14 protein-coding genes are annotated in these 18,664 nt (G+C 59.9%); 11 read left to right on the top strand and 3 right to left on the bottom strand.

The genetic code is table 11. The annotated features are described in order from the left end of the window. The first annotated feature begins 3 nt into the window (after window positions 1–3). The 3 genes from C2U58_RS18730 to C2U58_RS18720 are packed head-to-tail and all read left to right on the top strand — an operon-like array spanning window position 4 to window position 5,384. Window positions 4–1,308, top strand: coding sequence for an NAD(P)/FAD-dependent oxidoreductase (locus C2U58_RS18730; RefSeq protein ID WP_026070508.1), 1,305 nt, complete (start codon window positions 4–6; stop codon window positions 1,306–1,308). Window positions 1,309–1,362: 54 nt separating this feature from the next. Continuing rightward, on the top strand, window positions 1,363–2,691 hold the full coding sequence (locus C2U58_RS18725; RefSeq protein WP_005413341.1) for a replication-associated recombination protein A: 1,329 nt from the start codon (window positions 1,363–1,365) through the stop codon (window positions 2,689–2,691). A 41-nt stretch (window positions 2,692–2,732) separates the two neighbouring features. Next, a complete protein-coding gene (locus C2U58_RS18720) occupies window positions 2,733–5,384 on the top strand; it encodes an excinuclease ABC subunit UvrA (protein WP_026070507.1) in 2,652 nt (883 codons plus the stop codon). A gap of 85 nt (window positions 5,385–5,469) precedes the next feature. Here the strand turns inward: C2U58_RS18720 and C2U58_RS18715 are convergent, their stop codons facing one another. Beyond that, a complete protein-coding gene (locus tag C2U58_RS18715; protein WP_017354479.1) occupies window positions 5,470–6,429 on the bottom strand; it encodes a LysR family transcriptional regulator in 960 nt (319 codons plus the stop codon). A gap of 131 nt (window positions 6,430–6,560) precedes the next feature. On the opposite strand from C2U58_RS18715, the gene C2U58_RS18710 reads away from it, so the two are divergent. The 8 genes from C2U58_RS18710 (at window position 6,561) to C2U58_RS18675 (ending at window position 14,238) form a co-directional block, all read left to right on the top strand. Continuing rightward, the gene (locus C2U58_RS18710; protein ID WP_017354478.1) at window positions 6,561–6,968 is read left to right on the top strand and encodes a ketosteroid isomerase-related protein; all 408 of its coding nucleotides are present in this window, start codon (window positions 6,561–6,563) and stop codon (window positions 6,966–6,968) included. Window position 6,969: 1 nt separating this feature from the next. Continuing rightward, window positions 6,970–7,575, top strand: coding sequence for a GNAT family N-acetyltransferase (locus C2U58_RS18705; RefSeq protein ID WP_017354477.1), 606 nt, complete (start codon window positions 6,970–6,972; stop codon window positions 7,573–7,575). Next, on the top strand, window positions 7,572–8,444 hold the full coding sequence (locus tag C2U58_RS18700; RefSeq protein WP_017354476.1) for a carbon-nitrogen hydrolase family protein: 873 nt from the start codon (window positions 7,572–7,574) through the stop codon (window positions 8,442–8,444). Before C2U58_RS18705 ends, C2U58_RS18700 begins: the two co-directional genes overlap by 4 nt. A gap of 72 nt (window positions 8,445–8,516) precedes the next feature. Beyond that, entirely contained in the window at window positions 8,517–9,806 is a 1,290-nt protein-coding gene (locus tag C2U58_RS18695) for an NAD(P)/FAD-dependent oxidoreductase (protein ID WP_037590709.1), read from the top strand. A gap of 265 nt (window positions 9,807–10,071) precedes the next feature. After that, window positions 10,072–11,181 (top strand): S-(hydroxymethyl)glutathione dehydrogenase/class III alcohol dehydrogenase, encoded by a 1,110-nt coding sequence (locus tag C2U58_RS18690; RefSeq protein WP_005413335.1) that lies wholly within the window; start codon window positions 10,072–10,074, stop codon window positions 11,179–11,181. A 56-nt stretch (window positions 11,182–11,237) separates the two neighbouring features. After that, window positions 11,238–11,813 carry an S-(hydroxymethyl)glutathione synthase gene (gfa, locus tag C2U58_RS18685; protein ID WP_005413334.1) on the top strand — a complete coding sequence of 192 codons (576 nt, stop codon included), beginning with the start codon at window positions 11,238–11,240 and terminating at the stop codon, window positions 11,811–11,813. 97 nt (window positions 11,814–11,910) lie between these two features. Further along, window positions 11,911–12,654 carry a cation diffusion facilitator family transporter gene (locus C2U58_RS18680; RefSeq protein WP_049400906.1) on the top strand — a complete coding sequence of 248 codons (744 nt, stop codon included), beginning with the start codon at window positions 11,911–11,913 and terminating at the stop codon, window positions 12,652–12,654. A 543-nt stretch (window positions 12,655–13,197) separates the two neighbouring features. Beyond that, window positions 13,198–14,238, top strand: coding sequence for a lipid A deacylase LpxR family protein (locus tag C2U58_RS18675; RefSeq protein WP_017354473.1), 1,041 nt, complete (start codon window positions 13,198–13,200; stop codon window positions 14,236–14,238). Window positions 14,239–15,105: 867 nt separating this feature from the next. Here C2U58_RS18675 and C2U58_RS20335 read toward each other — a convergent pair. Both C2U58_RS20335 and C2U58_RS18660 read right to left on the bottom strand, forming a co-directional pair. Further along, window positions 15,106–15,360 carry a hypothetical protein gene (locus tag C2U58_RS20335; protein ID WP_239669690.1) on the bottom strand — a complete coding sequence of 85 codons (255 nt, stop codon included), beginning with the start codon at window positions 15,358–15,360 and terminating at the stop codon, window positions 15,106–15,108. 504 nt (window positions 15,361–15,864) lie between these two features. Then, window positions 15,865–18,621, bottom strand: coding sequence for a caspase family protein (locus tag C2U58_RS18660; protein ID WP_017354471.1), 2,757 nt, complete (start codon window positions 18,619–18,621; stop codon window positions 15,865–15,867). Window positions 18,622–18,664: the final 43 nt, after the last annotated feature.

Below are 18,664 nucleotides of genomic sequence, written 5' to 3'. Positions count from 1 at the left end.
GCCGTGATCAAGACCTCCAGAAATCGTCATCAAGTTGTGATCGTTGGGGCGGGCTTCGGCGGACTGGAGGCCGCCACGCACCTTGAAGGAGTGGATGTCGATGTAACAATCATTGACCGGCGGAACTATCACTTGTTCCAGCCGCTGCTCTACCAGGTGGCTGGTGCGTCACTGTCACCGTCGGAGATCGCATGGCCGATCCGCTATCTGTTCCGTGACCGCCCGGAGGTCAGAACCCTCATGGCGGAGGTCGAGGGTGTGGATAAAGCTGCCCGCCAAGTGATCCTTCAGGACGGCACTCGATACCCTTACGACACCCTTGTGCTCGCTACGGGAGCAACACATGCCTACTTTGGGCATGACGAATGGTCGAAGTACGCTCCAGGCCTGAAGAGCCTGGAGGATGCAACAACCATTCGAGGCAGGATCTTGAGCGCGTTCGAGCAAGCGGAGCTCTGCAATGATCCCGAGGTTCGAGAGGCCCTTCAAACCTTTGTGATCATTGGTGGTGGGCCTACAGGTGTCGAGCTTGCCGGAACCATCGCGGAGCTGGCGCGTGGCACGCTGCAGGATGACTTTCGGTCAGTTGATCCCAGCAAAACCCGGGTATTTCTCATTGAGGCGGGTCCGCGGCTGCTCCCCGTCTTTCCTGAAAAGCTCTCCGAGTACACGAGGCGCGCCCTCGAGAAGCTTGGGGTATCCGTTTTGTTGGGGGCCCCTGTCACCGAGTGCGCCTCTGATGGGGTGATGCTCAATGGCAAGAAGCTGGCGGCATCCACAATCGTCTGGGCAGCGGGAGTTCAGGCGTCTCCAGCCGCACGTTGGCTCGACACCGAATCAGATCGGGCGGGGCGCGCAATCGTCGGCCCTGATCTAACGGTGCCTGGTTCCCCCAACATTTTCGTGATCGGGGACACTGCTTCATCAGCCACTGCGGACGGAAAGACCGTTCCTGGAATCGCGCCGGCGGCCAAGCAGCAAGGCAAGTACGTCGCGGGCCAGATTGAAGGGCTGATAACAGGGGCGCGGAGGACCGCTGCATTCAAGTACCGGCACCAGGGCAACCTCGCCACGATTGGACGCAGCCTTGCAGTAATCGATATGGGGAAGCTAAAGCTGAGCGGAGGAATCGCATGGTGGATCTGGAAGCTCGCTCACATCTACTTCCTTATCGGAGTGCGAAATCGCCTGAGCGTCGCAATGAGCTGGGTATGGAATCACAGCGTTGGATACAGAGGGGCTCGCATCATCCTCCGTGAAAAAGCAAGCAATGCCACAAGCGGCTCATTGGATGGGAAGCTGAAATAGGGGCCAAGACGCTCTGAATGCACACTCGCAACTGACTTCCCGAAGGAGAACACCTTGGCAGATCTATTCACAGCGAAACCAAGGGCACCACTGGCCGAACTGCTACGACCGAAGTCTCTCGACGAGTTCGTTGGGCAGCAACACCTGCTGGGGCCGGGGAAGCCTTTGCGTCTTGCCTTTGAAGCAAGAAGTCTGCACTCCTTCATCATGTGGGGGCCCCCGGGCGTCGGTAAGACCACCCTGGGGCGCCTCGCAGCGATGGTGACTGACAGTCACTTCATTGCGATCTCCGCCGTACTCGCCGGGGTAAAGGACATCAGGCAGGCCATTGATGATGCGCGGGCCGAACTCGACGTCCGCGGTCGCTCCACGGTACTTTTCGTCGACGAAATTCACCGGTTCAACAAGGCCCAGCAGGATGCGCTGCTACCTCACGTTGAATCAGGGCTACTCACGCTGGTGGGCGGCACCACAGAGCATCCAGGACTGGCCGTTAACTCGGCGCTGCTTTCGCGCGCGCAGGTGTACACACTTGAGCCTCTGTCTGACGCAGATCTTGAGAAGCTCTACGAACGCGCCAGACCTCACTTGCGAGGCGTTGACCTCTCCGATCCCGCATTGCAGCTGCTGAAGGGCTTCGCTGATGGTGATGGCCGCAGATTCCTGAATCTTCTCGAGCAGGTCTCAACTGCGGCCTCTGAGAAGCGGGTGGAAGAGGTGGATCTTGAGTTTGCCAAGCGCTCCACCAGCCCGTCACTGCGTCGATTCGATAAGGGCGGGGACGAGTTCTATTGGCAGCTCTCCGCGTTTCACAAATCACTGCGTGGCTCTGATCCCGACGCCTCCCTCTACTGGCTAGCGCGCATTCTGGATGGGGGCGGGGACGTGAGCCAGGTCACACGTCGAATGATTGTTATGGCAAGCGAAGATATCGGAAATGCTGATCCGGGCGCTCTGCACTTGGCCATCCACGCTGCGCAGGCGTATGAGCGACTTGGCTCTCCTGAAGGTGAAATTGTCTTGGCCCAGGCTGCGACCTATCTGGCGCTCTCCCCCAAGTCGAATGCGTCCTATGCGGCTTGGGATCTAGCAAGGGCCTTCGTCAAGGAGCACGGATCATTACCAGTTCCCATGCATCTTCGGAATGCTCCAGCGAAGCTTATGAGGCAGATGGGGTATCGACAAGCATATCGCTACGCGCATCATGAGCCAGACGGCTACGCAGCTGGACAGACGTACCTGCCGGAGGGTGTGGAGAGGCCGAACTGGTATCGGCCCACTGATCGGGGAGCTGAGCGCGCCTTGGCTGAGAGACAGGCATGGCAGCGAGCCTTGGATGAAGAGGCATCGCAAACCGAAGCCGATCCCTCTTCGGGCCAGTGATCCAGCTGAACTTAACGTCTACAACCTACAGAGACATGCACATGCCAAACGCCACATTCGGTGAAGCTTCCTGCAGTGTCGCAGCAAGCGGCCTTGTAGAGGTGCGCGGTGCGCGTGAGAACAACCTTAGAGACGTTGATGTCTCAATTCCTCGCAACGCACTGGTCGTCTTTTCCGGTGTATCCGGTTCCGGGAAGTCATCTCTTGCATTCGGGACAATCTATGCGGAAGCTCAAAGGAGGTACTTTGAGTCCGTTGCTCCCTATGCTCGACGCCTAATCGATCAGGCAGGCGTCCCTGATGTTGACTCCATCGATGGACTCCCGCCGGCAGTAGCGCTGCAGCAGCAGCGTGGTGCCAGCAATGCGCGATCTTCGGTGGGTAGCGTCACCACGCTATCCAGCCTCATTCGTATGATGTATTCCCGCGCGGGAGCATATCCGGCTGATCAGCCTATGCTTTATGCCGAGGACTTCTCACCCAATACTCCCCAGGGCGCATGCGCGACCTGCCATGGCCTTGGCCATGTGTACGAGGTGACAGAGGCCCTCATGGTGCCGGATCCAAAGCTGAGCATCCGTGAGCGTGCCATTGCTTCGTGGCCACCTGCATGGCACGGGCAGAACCTTCGCGACATTCTGGTGACGCTGGGCTACGACATTGATAGGCCTTGGAAGGACCTTCCCAAGAAAGACCGCGATTGGATTCTGTTTACCGAGGAGTCGCCCACTGTGCCGGTCTATGCTGGGTTCACGCCGGCGGAGACGCGTGCGGCCCTGAAGCGTAAAACTGAGCCGAGCTACATGGGAACCTTCACTGGCGCCCGTAGGTATGTCCTGCACACGTTTGCTAACACGCAAAGTGCCCTGATGAGGCGCCGCGTATCGCGATACATGGAGGGTAAGCTTTGTCCCACCTGCCATGGCAAGCGCCTTAAGGCAGAGTCGCTGTCAGTGACATTTGCGGGTGTGGACATTGGTCAATTCATGCAGATGCCTCTTGACCAACTGGCTTCCCTGCTCGAGCCCATTTCTCAAGGAGACTTCAGTGCTCATGCTGGCGGGGGCAAGGCGAACAAGGAAGCCACCCGTCGTGATCGCGCCGATAGGGCGGCCAGTGGGCGGGCGGTCCACGCGGTGTCTCCTGACGTCCGCCGCACCTCAGCGCTGTCGGAGGAGAAGCGCCTGGCCGCGCAGCGCCTCGCTAGTGGAGTGATGAGCCGAATCAGTCAGTTGCGTGGCCTTGGGCTTGGCTATCTAACTTTGGATCGCGCTACGCCGACATTGTCCGCTGGCGAGCTGCAGCGATTGAGACTCGCCACGCAGTTGAGCTCGCTGCTCTTTGGCGTGGTGTACGTGTTGGACGAGCCGTCGGCAGGTCTTCATCCCTCCGACAGCCAGGCTCTCTATGACGCCTTGGACCGCCTCCGCGACGGTGGTAATTCCGTATTTGTTGTGGAGCACGATCTGGAGCTGATGCGCCGTGCCCAGTGGTTGGTGGATGTTGGGCCTGAGGCGGGAGAGCGGGGCGGCAAAGTGCTCTACAGCGGAGAGCCGGATGGTCTTCGTGACATCGACGAGTCACGTACCGCGTTGTACCTCTTTGACAAGGTCCCGCCCCCTAGTGGCCAAGAGCGTCAAGCGAGTGGTTGGCTGGAACTTCAGGGCATCCAGCGTCACAACCTGAAGCGCATTGATGCGAAGATACCTCTGGGCATCCTCACCGCGGTGACCGGGATTTCGGGATCGGGCAAGTCCAGCCTCGTCGCCCAAGCGTTGCCGGAGCTGATGATGCTTCAACTTGGACACGAGCCTGAAGACGACGCGGTGGAAACGGGGGCAGCAGACGGGCCAACCGTCATCGAGACGACAGGGGGACACCTCGGCGGAGATGTCGATGCTATTCAGCGTCTCGTCCAGGTTGATCAGAAGCCAATCGGACGGACGCCGCGATCGAATCTCGCGACTTACACCGGCCTTTTCGATCATGTTCGAAAGCTGTTTGCCGCAACACCAGATGCGCGGCGTCGACGTTACGACGCAGGTCGATTCTCCTTCAACGTGGCCAAGGGACGTTGTGAGACGTGCGAAGGGGAGGGGTTCGTGAGCGTCGAGCTGCTGTTTATGCCTAGCGTCTATGCACCGTGCCCAACGTGCCACGGTGCGCGATACAACGAAGCTACGCTGAAGGTGCTTTGGAACGGTAAGAACATTGCAGACGTTCTGCGGATGACTGTCGAGGATGCACGTGAATTCTTTGGCGATGAGGACGCGATCGCTCGCCCACTTCAGTTGCTGAAGGAGATTGGCCTTGGATACCTTCGACTGGGCCAGCCGGCTACCGAGCTATCGGGTGGTGAAGCGCAGCGCATCAAGCTGGCCACAGAGCTTCAACGAAGCCAGCGCGGGCGGACACTGTATGTCCTGGATGAACCCACTACGGGCCTCCATGCCTCGGACGCGGATAGGCTGCTTGTGCAGCTCCAGCGGCTCGTTGATGCCGGCAATACGGTGGTCATGATTGAGCACGACATGCGTGCCGTTGCTCAGGCGGATTGGGTAATCGACGTGGGTCCAGGTGCCGGTGATGCGGGCGGGCAGATCGTGGCGGCAGGAACTCCAAAACAGGTCGCTCGCGTGAAGAGAAGCCGTACCGCCCCCTTCTTGGCTGAGGAACTCGCCCGCGCGGGTTGACCCGACGCTCTTTTGGCCACCATGAGCGTCCCTGGCGCTCATGGCGGCCAGATCCCGTATCAGAGAGCGGCCAAGCGACTCGGCATTAGCGCTTCCCTGCTTTGGATGGCGTTAGGGCCGAGGTGGGGGAGGGCGCCATCTGCGTAAGGCTTGGTAGTGCTCCGACGGCGGAATGGAGTGCATCGAAAACTACTCTGACGCGAGGTGAGACTGGGCCGCGTTGAGGCCGATAGACGTACAAGCCCCACGGCGCAGGATCGAATTCTTCCATCACACGCTGCAGAACACCTGACTGAATGAGTGGGGCAGCCATGTAATCAGCAAGTTGGGCAAACCCCAAGCCCGCAATGACCCCTGCCATCTCCATGTCGGCATTGTCTGCAATGAAGACCGGTGCTGTCGGCGCCACCTGTACGCCTCCAGCCAGGTACCAGGGCCAGGGCCTGCCTGTATTGATGTCCACCGATGCAACCAGTGGAAACCGCGAGAGCTCGCTAGTCTCCGCTGGTGCTCCGATTCTCTCTACAAGTGCGGGGGAGCCAACGATGTGCAGTCGCATCTCTCCTGCCTTCTTCGCAATGAATCTGCTATCACGCATGAAGCCGACGCGGATTCCGACATCGATCCCTTCATCGACAGCGTCTGCAACCCGATCGCTTAAGCGAACGTCCAAGACAATTCCCGGGTGACTTTGGGTCACTGTATCCAAGGCGGCAAGAACTGCCCTGGAGCCCATGCTGTGAGGGGCACTAATTCGGACTGTGCCCACAATCTGTGAGGCCGTCGCCTTGGTTCGCGGGCGCCACAGCTTGTCTAAGCCCTCAAGCGCCGGCCGCAGCTGATGTAAGAGATCCTCCCCAAAGGCCGTGATGCGAACCTGGCGTGTGCTTCGGTGGAACAACAGCTCCCCGTAATGACTTTCAAGGGCCTGTATCGCTCGGGTGATGGCCTGAGGAGAGCTTCCCAGTCGAACAGCGGCCTCACGAAAGCTCGGCGCCTCAGCCGCGGCCCTAAACGTCTTTAGAAGATCCAGCTCGCTGTTCATCTCAAGGCCCCCATGGTCGTTGGGCTCATATTATTCCATTTCAGGGAATTATGAAATCCTATCAATTCCATATACAACAATTCTTCAGGTCTCCAGAATTCCTCCACACCCTCACCTGACCGGAGAACCTGATGAGCAAGTTCAACTACATCGAAGAGTACTACCAGGCATTCAACCGCGGTGATCGCGACGCGATGCTCTCGATGCTCACTGATGACGTTGTGCACGATCTAAATCAGGGGAGTCGCGAAGTAGGGATCGACGCATTCCGCGCGTTCCTGAGCCGCATGGATTCCTGCTACAGCGAGCAGCTTCACGACATCGTGGTGATGTACAGCAGCGATGGTGCGCGTGCCGGCGCGGAGTACGTGGTGCACGGACTCTACCACCACACGGACGAAGGTCTCCCTGCAGCGGCAGGGCAGATCTATGTTCTTCCCGGTGGCGCGTTCTTTGACATCCGTGATGGAAAGATTGCGCGCGTCACCAACTACTACAACCTGGAGGACTGGATTTCCCAGGTCCACAAGGCGCCCTGAAATGGCTACCAACGTGCGAGTAGAGGTACTGGTCGGCACCGAAATCGAGGACTGGCTCGATCGCGTCGCTCAGTTGCGGATCGAGATATTCAGTAGCTATCCCTACCTGTACGAAGGAGACATGGACTATGAGCGTCACTACCTCCGCAATTATGCGACGTCTGACGGGGGCATCGTTGTCCTGGCCAGGGATGGAAGGGACGTTGTAGGTGCATCGACTGGCCTTCCTTTGTTGAGCGCCGATGCCGCTTTCATTCGTCCCTTCCAGGAGCACGGTCCCCGGCCAGAAGAAGTCTTCTACTGCGGGGAGTCCGTACTGAGGCCGGAGTACAGAGGAGCTGGCTTGGGCCACGTCTTCTTTGATCGAAGAGAGGAGCAAGCCCGACGAAAGGGCTTCAAGTGGTCTTCTTTCGCGTCGGTGGTTCGGTCGGAGACTGATCCGCTTAGGCCACCTGGATATCGAAGCAATGAAGGCTTCTGGACTCGCCGTGGGTATGCACAACAGAGCGCGATGAAGGTCGCTCTTCCTTGGCGGCAGCATGGGGCCACGCACGAAACCGAGCAGACACTTTCACTTTGGCTCCGTTCCTTGGAGGACGTTACATGAAGATTGCAGCAGCTAAGTACGTGATCGGTCGTCCGAAGACCTTTGCCGAGTTCGCTGCGCGCCAGCGCCGAATTCTGAATGACGCACGGGAACAAGGAGTTGAGCTTGCAGTACTTCCGGAATACCTGTCGCTGGAACTGGGTTCGACTCTTCCAGAAGCTCTTCAGCTTAGCCTGAGGTCCACCCTGGAGTCGCTCCAGATCTATCAGAGCGCATGGTGTGAGCTCTATAGCACCTTGGCTGTCGAACTGGGAATGACCATCCAGGCAGGAACGTTCCTCACCGCAACATCCCATGGGATGTATCGCAACCGTGCCTGGTGGTTCACAGCTGATGGTCGCAGCGGATGGCAGGACAAGCTTCAGCTTACTGGCTTCGAGAAGCAGGCAGTTGTCATCGAGCCTGGCGATCGCATCGCGGCGTTTGAGCAGGACGGAAAGCGTGTCGGGATTGCGGTTTGCTATGACAGCGAATTTCCGCTTCCTGTTCGCCTCCAGCAGGAGGCAGGGGTGCGCTTGCTGTTGGTGCCAAGTTGCACCGACACCGACGCCGGTGCCACCCGTGTCGATGTTGGGTGCCGAGCGCGAGCGCTTGAGAATCGGATGTTCGTGGCAAAGGCGGTCACCGCTGGCGTCGCCGACTGGAGTGAAGCGCTTGATGTCAACACCGGTGAGGCAATGATCCTCTCACCGATGGACCATGGCTTCCCCAGTGACGGCGTGCTCGCAGCGACCTCCGACGATCAGGAGTGGGCGATTGCTGACATTGACTTCGCAGCGCTCGAAGCAAGCCGTGCACGAGCGCAGGTAGCCGTCGACAAGGATTGGGATGGTCAGCTCCGCTTCCATTCCGTTGAGGTCCTGAACTAACCAACGTCTAGATGCCTGGGCCATGAAGTGCTCGTGGGCGTCGCTGGCAACTCAAATACCTGGGGAATCAAAATGCATCGTATTGTCATTGTTGGTGGTGGGGCCGGAGGGCTGGAGCTGGCTACGCAGCTGGGCCGGAAGCTCGGGCGCTCAGGGCGAGCAAAAGTCACTCTTGTCGATGCTCGGATGACGCATCTGTGGAAGCCACTTCTTCACGAGGTTGCCTCAGGCGCGTTGGATGCCGCAGAAAGTGAGCTCAACTATCTCGCCCAGGCTAGCTGGAATCACTTCCAGTTTCAGTTGGGGCGGATGACGGGTTTGGATCAGAAGTCCAGAAAGATCGAGCTTGCCCCACTGTACGATGAGGAGGGCAACGTTATTGCGCCCCGTCGCTCGATCTCCTACGACACCCTGGTGATCAGCGTGGGTAGCGGAACGAACGACTTTGGAACTCCCGGTGCAGCGGATCATTGCCTGTTCCTGGACGATCCCGATGCCGCCATTGCTTTCCAGAAGCGGCTGCTGAGCGAGTACATGGGCGCGCAAGCGCGCGGCAAGTCAGAAACACTGGAGGTTGCGATCGTCGGCGCCGGCGCCACCGGTGTCGAGCTGGCGGCCGAGCTGCGTGATGCTGCAAGGCAATTTAGCGCTTATGGGCTGGACAAGATCTCTCCCGAGAATCTGAAAATCACGCTTATCGAGGCTGGTCCGCGAGTGCTGCCAGCTCTGCCAGAGCGCGTGAGCCTGCCGGTCGCCGAGCGACTTGTACATGAAGGCGTTCGTGTCATGTGTGGCTCGGCTGTGACCCTAGTGGATGAAGAGGGCCTGCAACTCGCCAATGGCATCAAGGTTGCTGCGAGGCTGAAGGTATGGGCGGCGGGCATCCGTGCTCCCGTCTTCCTTGCATCCCTCGGGAACCTAAAGACCAATCGCATCAACCAGCTCGAGGTATCTGAAACGCTGCAGACAACGCAGGATCCGAACATCTTCGCATTCGGGGATTGTGCAGCCTGCCCGAATGGACACAGCGGTACAAACGTTCCCCCCAGGGCACAGGCCGCTCATCAGCAGGCTCACTTCCTTGCGCAGGCGATTACCCGCCGTATCGAGGGACGCCCGCTGCCCAGCTTCACCTATCGAGACTATGGATCGCTGGTGTCCCTGTCGAGGGAGGGCGCCGTTGGCACGCTGATGGGTAACCTCATGGGGTCATTCAAGGTCGAGGGCTGGCTGGCCAGGATGTTCTACATCTCACTGTATCGCATGCACCAGAGGAGCCTGTTCGGTACACGCCGGGTGGTTGCGCGCATGCTGGCAGACGCATTGGGACGGAGTACGGAGCCTCGCCTCAAGTTGCATTGATGCGGGCGAGCTGAGGGGCGGAGCTGCGAGTCAACAATTCCAACGCAAGGAATTATGAAATCCAATCTGTTCCATATACAGCAATCCATCGAAGTCCAATACTTGGTCCCAACAGCTCGCCAAGAAGAATGCTGTAGGCGCATTCGACCTGATTGAAACGCGTTCTAGAGCCGGCGCCAGGGGCGGCGCGCCCGATGTACCACTGATCAAGCTCGCCCCAAAGACCGTTGTCGCACTTATCTCGTTACACCCAAGGAGAACTCACATGAAATCCCGTGCAGCCGTTGCATTCGGTCCCGGTCAACCGCTCGAGATCGTCGAAATCGATGTTGCTCCGCCGAAGAAGGGCGAAGTACTGGTGAAGATCACCAGCACTGGTGTCTGCCATACCGACGCATTCACCCTGTCGGGCAATGACCCTGAAGGCCTGTTCCCGGTGGTGCTGGGCCATGAAGGCGCCGGCATCGTTGTCGAAGTGGGCGAGGGCGTGACCAGTGTGAAGCCCGGCGATCACGTCATCCCGCTGTACACCGCAGAATGCGGTGAGTGTCTGTTCTGCAAGAGCGGCAAGACCAACCTGTGCGTTGCCGTACGCGCCACCCAGGGTAAGGGTGTGATGCCTGATGGCACCAGCCGCTTCAGCTACAACGGCCAGCCGCTGTATCACTACATGGGCTGCTCGACCTTCAGCGAGTACACCGTCGTGGCCGAAGTCTCTCTGGCCAAGATCAATCCGGAAGCGAATCCGGAGCACGTCTGCCTGCTCGGTTGCGGTGTCACCACTGGCATTGGTGCGGTGCACAACACGGCCAAGGTGCAGGAAGGTGACAGCGTGGCCGTGTTCGGCCTCGGTGGCATCGGCCTGGCGGTGATCCAGGGTGCTCGTCAGGCGAAGGCTGGTCGCATCATCGCAGTGGACACCAACCCGTCCAAGTTCGAGTTGGCCAAGCAGTTCGGCGCAACCGAATTCGTGAACCCGAAGGATTACGACCGTCCGGTTCAAGAAGTCATCGTTGAGATGACCGGCTGGGGCGTCGATCACAGCTTCGAGTGCATCGGCAACGTCAATGTGATGCGTTCGGCGCTGGAGTGTGCACACCGCGGCTGGGGCCAGAGCGTTGTCATCGGTGTGGCCGGTGCTGGTCAGGAGATCTCCACCCGTCCGTTCCAGCTCGTGACCGGTCGTCGCTGGATTGGCAGCGCCTTCGGTGGTGTGAAGGGCCGTAGCCAGCTGCCTGGCATGGTCGAAGACGCCATGCGGGGTGAGATCGATCTGGCTCCGTTCGTGACCCATACGATGGGCCTGGAAGCAATCAACGAAGCCTTCGAACTCATGCACGAAGGCAAGTCCATTCGTACTGTCATCAACTACTGATGCACCGCAGCACCGGGCAACCGGTGCTGCACTTCCAACAATAGGAGTTTAAGTCCATGCAACACCAAACTATCCATCCCTCGGTCGATTCCGGCGTCGTTGCCGGAACCGCCGGCTTCAAGGGCGGCACGCTGAAGTGCCTGTGCTCTGACAAGCCGGTTGAGATCTCCGTCGCAAGCAATGTGGCCCACAACCATGCCTGTGGTTGCACCAAGTGCTGGAAGCCGGAAGGCGCCATCTTCTCCGTGGTCGGTGTCGTTCCCCGCGATACCGTTTCGATCACGGCGAATGCCGACAAGCTGGCGATTGTCGATCCGGCTGCGACCATCCAGCGCCACGCGTGCAAGGACTGCGGTGTCCACATGTTTGGCCGCATCGAGAACAAGTCCCATGCCTTCTACGGCCTGGACTTCATTCACGTTGAACTGTCCGAACAGAAGGGCTGGGAAGAACCGCGCTTCGCCGCATTCGTGTCTTCGATCATCGAAGGCGGCGGCGCAAGGCCGGAACAGATGGACGGCGTCCGTAGCCGCCTGAAGGCTCTGTCCCTGGAGCCGTACGACGTGTTGAACCCGCCGCTCATGGATGCGCTGTCCGCGCATGCTGCACGACTCAGCGGCGTTCTCTCCTAAGCAGTGTAAATGCCGCCCCTTGCATGCAAGGGGCGGTACTTCCTGACAGTACGCCACCGGCGTATACATTTTCGCTCAGAGCCTGGAGTCTTCGACCATGTCCTTGCTTCCCCCCAACGCAATGCACGAGCGGACTCTGCAGGGCGTACAGAGCACCGGCAACGCACGGGCAATTACGAAGGCCGCGACTCTCACTGCGGTCATGATGTCCGTCGAAATTGCTGGAGGATGGGCCTTCAACTCGATGGCTCTTCTCGCAGATGGCTGGCACATGAGCTCTCACGTGCTGGTACTCCTGTTCGCACTTTCTATCGCTTGGTACGCTGAGCGGAATCAGAGCCGCCCAGAGCGCGCGGCTCGGGTGCTAGCGGTTGAGCTCATCGCGGCGAGCGTAAGCGCGATGATCATGCTTTGGATTGCCGCTTCGATGGCCTATGAATCGACGGAGCGTCTCCATGCGCCAGAGGCTGTTCAGTACTCAGAAGCGCTTGCCATCGCCGTTGCGGGTTTGATTACAAATATATTCTCAGCGCGGTGGCTACATTCTGCCTACCATCGCGAAGGTGCTGCGGTTGATCACTGCCACGTTCCGCATGAGCGCCATGCTGACGAGAAGGGGGCCGATGCGCGCAGGAGTCCCAATCTTCGTGCGGCCTATCTTCACGTCGCTACGGACACCGCTGTAACGGCACTCGCAATTACTGCACTTGTCGTGGGGATGATCTGGGACGTGACGTGGCTGGACTCAGTCACAGGCCTCATCGGAGCGTCGGTTGTCGCAGTCTGGGCCATTAGATTGCTTCGTAGCTCCATTTCGGCGTGGATAGGTCGGCGTAAGTAGCTAGTGCGGTGGTGCCTCCGTGCTCAGCACGGAGGCTAGCCCTGCGATTGGGAGCCTTCCACAAAACTCGCTGCGACCGGAGTCATTCCTGGACGCATCTGGCGAGCCCGCTGAGCGCATATGCCCCACCTCACATGATGCGGAGTTGCTGGCGGGGTGGCCATTCTCTCAGTCAGAGATCAACAAACTGACTGTGATTCTGAAACGTCCATCTTGAGCGGCTGACGTTGCTTCGCAGCGAGGTGACGTGCCCTTCAGTCTAGGTCAGTACCTGGGGCGCCGGCTGTTGCGGCACTAGGGGAGGGCCTGGACGATCTCTTGCTCAGGCGAACGTCTTGGCGAGCCCAAGAGCGCTAGATACTGCTGCAGGGATGCGCCGCCTTTGAAAGCAATTGGCGTGCGGCCGGCTGATGGCCTGGTGTATGGCTCAAACCCCTTCCTCCGGGTCTACTGCGACAGCGCATTAGATCTTCAATTGAACCTCACATTGAGTCAAATGGCAGCAAGCCCATGAAAAGACTGGCGCTTAGTCGGTTGTCTGTGATGGCGGCACTCGTGTTCCTGGCCGCTGCCCGAGCCCCGGTGGCCCAGGCGGCCGAACAATGTGGCCCGGACGCGATGCGCGATCACCCGCCGCAGATCAGCTTCCGCGTCGACAACGACCTGTTCGGTGGCCGCCACCAAGACCAGGGCTATACCAACGGCGCGCAGCTGACCCTGGTCTCGCCGAACCTGGTCGACTACACCGCCGACCCGTGCCTGCCGCGCATGGCGCGCTGGGTGAACCAGTACCTGGAAGGCCTGCACCCCGGCAGGTTCGAGCAGCAGAACATGATCTTCAGCATCGGCCAGGCCATCTTCACCCCCACCGACCCGACCCGCCGCGACCTGATCGAGGATGACCGGCCGTATGCCGGCGTGCTGCTGGCCAGCTTCGGCTTCAACGCACGCAGCGGCGACCGCCTGCAGACCACCCAGCTGGCCGTGGGCGTGGTCGGGCCCTGGGCCCAGGGCAGGCAGGTGCAGAACGCCGTGCACGACGCGCTAGGGGACGAGAAGTTCAAGGGTTGGGACAACCAGCTGCACAACGAGCCGGTGTTCATGCTGACCCACGAGCGCATGCGCCGCTGGCCGGCCGATGCCAGTGTCAATGCCGGCGGCTGGGGCTGGGATGCGATCAGTCACTATGGCGGTGCGATCGGCAACCTGGAAACCAAGGCCAACGCCGGTGGCGAAGTGCGCTTCGGCTGGAAGCTGCCCGACGACTTCGGCAGCACGCCGCTGCGCCCGGCCGGCGAGAACACCGCGCCGACCCGTGGTGGCCGCCTCAGCGGCTGGTCCTGGCACTTGTTTGCGACCACCGACGCGGCATGGGTAATCCGCGACATCACTCTGGACGGCAATACCTTCCGCAACAGCCACAGCGTGGACAAGCGCCACGTGGTCGCCCAAGGCGGCTACGGCATCGCGGTGATGCGCGGGCGCTGGAGATTCGCAATGGCGCGTTACCACAGCACCCGGGAGTTCTATGGCCAGCGCCAGTCGCCGGTGTTCGGAAGCTTCACTATTAGCCGCTCGCTATAGTAGGTGGCGACGATCGCGGGTGTTCGACCATGCAATGTCCTTGAGTGCAGTACCTCGCAGAGCGACTACAGAAGTAACGCGGGAGTGCATGATGGAGAGTACTGAATGATGCTAATCACCAAGCTCGTCGTAGTCATCGTCGCGCTTGCCGCTGGGATCAAGGTGATTGATTGCTGTGTCGTGTGGGCAGCGCGACGAAGGCTGGAGAAACTTCAGAAGCTAAAGGCGCCGGCCCCATCGAGATCTCCTTTACCCGATGCCCTGGTGGTCTACTACTCTCGCTCTGGGCACACCGCCTTAGCCTCTAGTTATCTGGCGAACCAGTTACACGCCGATCTGCGTGCTGTCGAAGCATTTGACTACTCATTGGGCTTGGCCGGGTGGGTGAATGCTATGGCTGATGGGGGTCTTGATGACGCGTGGATAAATCCCGCGTGGATGGATCTAGCTCCCTATGACGCTATCTATTTGGGAACACCCATCTGGCGTGGTTGCCCAGCGCCGCCGGCTTGGGAGTTTGTTAGGAGCAACATGTTCCCTGGGAAAAAGGTCGTACTAGTCACTACATCCAGAGGATCATGGAAGCAGTCAGCTATTGAGCTCCTTGGGCGAGAGATAGTTCGACGAGGTGCGCGATCATTCGAGCATCGGCCTTTGGCGCGCAAGCGTGCCTGGTTCAGAAGATCGGACCCAGATGATCTCAGAATTACGGATCTGATGTGACCGACCTACCATGAATGCCCCCGGCCAATGCTGCGTTTAGTCGGCACCCCTCGCCTTAGCTAGCGCTATGCCAATCGCCGCGTCGCCCCTTGCTGCACGCTCGTCAACGGCCTAGGGCCGTCCCGAGAGTTTCGTGAGGTGGTTTCATTCGCGATTGTCGAGCCGTCCGTTAGACAACGCATGCTGGAGAGCAATCGCAACCTGCGTCGCGGCGTAGACCCAATCGTTGTCTTCTTCGTACGGATCCACTTCCGAATCTTCTTTGCCACCATGGAAGAGGTTGTTGCGGACTTGCCGCATGGCTTCCACCAGCGCGACCGCATCCGATTCGGCATCCAATGGGCAGGGGCAAAAGCGGGCCACCAAGTTCCCGTTCTCTTCAATAATCATCTGCTTCATGGGGCGCTCATCGCGTTGACAGAGAAGGCGCGCACGCGCCGACTCAGGAACCTCTGACGCGAAATCGTCGCCCAACTTTCGGACGCGCTCTTGCACCTTGCGCCAAGCCACGTCGGACGTCGGTTGCCCCGTCCGGTCTTTCCGGAAGAAGTCCCCGTGCCGTCGGAGCTGGAATTCCAGTTTGCTCACGGTCTTGAGAAGGTCGTAGGCGAGATTGGCGCTTACCGGCATTTCAGCATTCTATGTGAGTAGTGTGAGGTCCGAATCGCAAACTGCCACAGCGAAGGCACAAGGACCACCAAGAAATGGCGCTACTTGAGAGCCGCCTAACACGCGGGAGGATGTCATCCTGTAGGCCGGGCGTCGCACCTCATCTAGATTCTTGACCTATAACCGCTTCGGGCTGGCAACGCAGGTCGGCAGTGACTTGGGACAACTTTGCCTAGACACCGCTAAGAATACTTGGATGGGGTTCGCGTGAAGGCCGCGCTTACGATTCGCCTCTCAGTAGTCGTCCATTGATTGCAGGTGAGTGCTGCGCTTCGACTTGGTGGCTGTCGAGTCTGGGTCGGGTTCATCTCCGTTCACCGTTACCCACTCGATGAGAGGGCCCAGGTCGGATTGGCGGCGGGCTTCCGCATACAGCTTGCTATAGGCGGCCATGGCGTATATCGGCGACAGCATGAGCTCCGCTGCCAAGGCGAAGACATCGGACTCGGGTGGCAGCGACACAGTGGTGAAGGCGCCGCTGTCGGCATCGGTGTGGCGCTCAGCCAGCGCATCCAGAAGACGCCGACGGAGTGCTTGCTGGAAGGGGCTATGGGTGGGATTAGGACACCTCAGGCCGTCTTCGACCGGAACCCAGGTGTCCAGTGACCAGGCGGGGGCGAGCACTTGCGGGGTTGCCGCGTCGTCAATCCCCTGTGCATTACCCTTCAGAGTGCCCATAGCCTGGTCAGAAAGCCGATTTCGCAACAACCAGCGGTCATCAACTGAACGCTGCCAGAGAGTCCATAGACTCCCACCGGACCGCCATTGGCCGATCTCCTCGAACAGTTCGGAGGCCAGTCCGCCTCGCGCCTCCAGCTTTGAGGCAAGGCTCCATGAGGCCGCCAGCGCGGGTGGGTTACGGAGCGGATGGGCCACGTTCGATAGGCCTAGCCATTGCGCGAGCACCGCAAAATCGGATAGACCCTCCCTGATTTCCTTAGGAACGGCTGCAACGCATTGTCCAACGGTATCGATGTGCTGCCCGCCCCGCTGGAAGGCAGCGAGGGCCGCGTACAAGGCCCACATCGGGCTGGCCATTGCTTGCTCGGTTGATGGCACCGCCACCTCCCGGCCGACTGTAAGCTGCGCTCGCGCCGCCTCCGTCGCAAGCCCGATCGGATCGAACAGCAGTGACGCACTTCCCATCCGGACCAGATGGATGGAGGCAGTCGCCAAGTCGAGCATTCGTGCGCCCTGAGTGTCCACCATCGGAGGGGTTGGCGGAGCTGAGGTACAGTCAAGGTAGATCTCGGTACGCCACCCCTTAATCACCGGGACGACCAGTCCGTCTTCATTCGACTCGTCCCAAGGGCTGGCCGTTCGCAGTGCGAGGCTGCCAGCTGTTGCTGCTAATTTGAGGTAGGCGTAGCCGAGCCTGTCGTCCGTACCACTGTGGATGAGGCGCTCCTCCAAGGTTGCCCCTACAAGGGAACTGAGGTGCCACTGCCGCCACGGTGGCGCGGGGTTTAGAGAGCCGTCGGGACTGAAACTGGAGTCGCGCGCGAAGACAAAGACCTCACCGATTTCGCTGAGATCGCGGCTTGGCTCCGTCGGAATCATCGAGTATTCAGCGGCATGAAGGGACTGATTTTGGTGCGTGGTTGACGTGCCGATGACGGGCGCAGCCGCGGAAAATTCGGGCCCGGGCAACCGCTGGTCGAGGGGCGCATCCGCAACAACGAACAGCGATTGCGCCGATTCGGCCCCGACGTGCACCAGGGCTTTGTAGAGTCCCGGAGCTAAGGACAGCGAGACCACTCCCGTACCGATGCTGACACGAGCGTAGCTAGCATCGAGCACCGTGATCTGCGCGTTGGGATTGTCCGTCCTCAACACCACCGGCTGCGCTGCAACCTCGTCGGTTCGCAAAGCGGGCATGTCGATAGGTGCAGCAACGGGAGGGGTGTTGCCTGCAGCTGGCAGCACCGGGTAGGGAACCTCGAAGGCGACGTCGGGTAGATTCCCTGGTGTAACGACGAGATGCAGACCCGGGGTCAGCTCCACGATGGGATGCTCGAGCTGGCGAAGCTGGCTACTGCGTAGCTGCCCATTTGGCGTCATGTCGGTGGGCGGCGCGGGTGGGTAAGGTGAGATGTCAGGATCCGGTTGCCGGTCGATGGCCGCGAATTTAGCAATGATGCGGCTCAGGTCGACGGCAACCCGGCGTGGGAGCGCGGAAGCTGGCGCCGACGCCGGGCGCTGATATATTCGAATCCGCTTCGTTGCGGGAGTCAGTGGTGGCGTGTATCCGGTTTCCTGTTCGTAGCGATCGGCCCATAGCACCTGGAAGTAGTCCGCGACGGCGCGATCCGTCACCCATCCGTCGGCGTCAGGCGGTGCGCTGCGCAGCGCGTCCAGTAGGACGCTAGTGAACAGGCCGCGAGACTGCCCGGCCGGGCCAATGTTGCGCTCAAAGGACTGACGTCCCCGCGGCGCTCCATACGCCTGGAACAATCGGACGTGTGCCGTTCGTTGCCGGTCCGGCGGGGTCCAAGTCGGCTCGAGCACCTGGCTCGCCTTGAGTACGTCCTGGCAGCAGTCCGTTACCAGGATGATTTCATCAAAGAAACCCGCGTTGGCGATTTTCGACGCATAACGCAGGACGGCGATATGCGCCGTGTCGCCGTTTTGCGCGACGGCCGAGAATAGTGCCGGGTCGTGAATCGCCGAACCGGCTGTGAACCCGTGTCCGGCGAAGAACAGATACAAGCGCTGTCCAATGCGGTCATGCCATCCGTTCGGGGTGCGCAGCCATAGATTAAGCGCCTTCTTGAGCTCCTTCTCGGTCGGGTTTGCGTCGTCCGGGGTCGCTGCCACGCCATAATCCTGCGACCGTATGACTTGGATACGTCGGGTGTCCAGGTCGCCGTACTCCGGATCGAGGAGCCATTGCCGGAACTCTTCGCCATCGTTCTCAGGTCCATGGAGGTCACTCAGGCCGGGATAACGGTTAATTGTCAGCACGATCGCGTAGTGATCATCTCGCGGCATGTCCACATCTCTCCCTGTTGCGTACACAAGGGCACCTTTGGCG

This window comes from Stenotrophomonas sp. VV52, from assembly GCF_002893095.1.
Classification (GTDB): Bacteria; Pseudomonadota; Gammaproteobacteria; order Xanthomonadales; family Xanthomonadaceae; genus Stenotrophomonas; species Stenotrophomonas aracearum.
The sequence above is the reverse complement of the archived record's forward strand: the minus strand, read 5'-3'. Positions and strand labels throughout refer to the sequence as shown.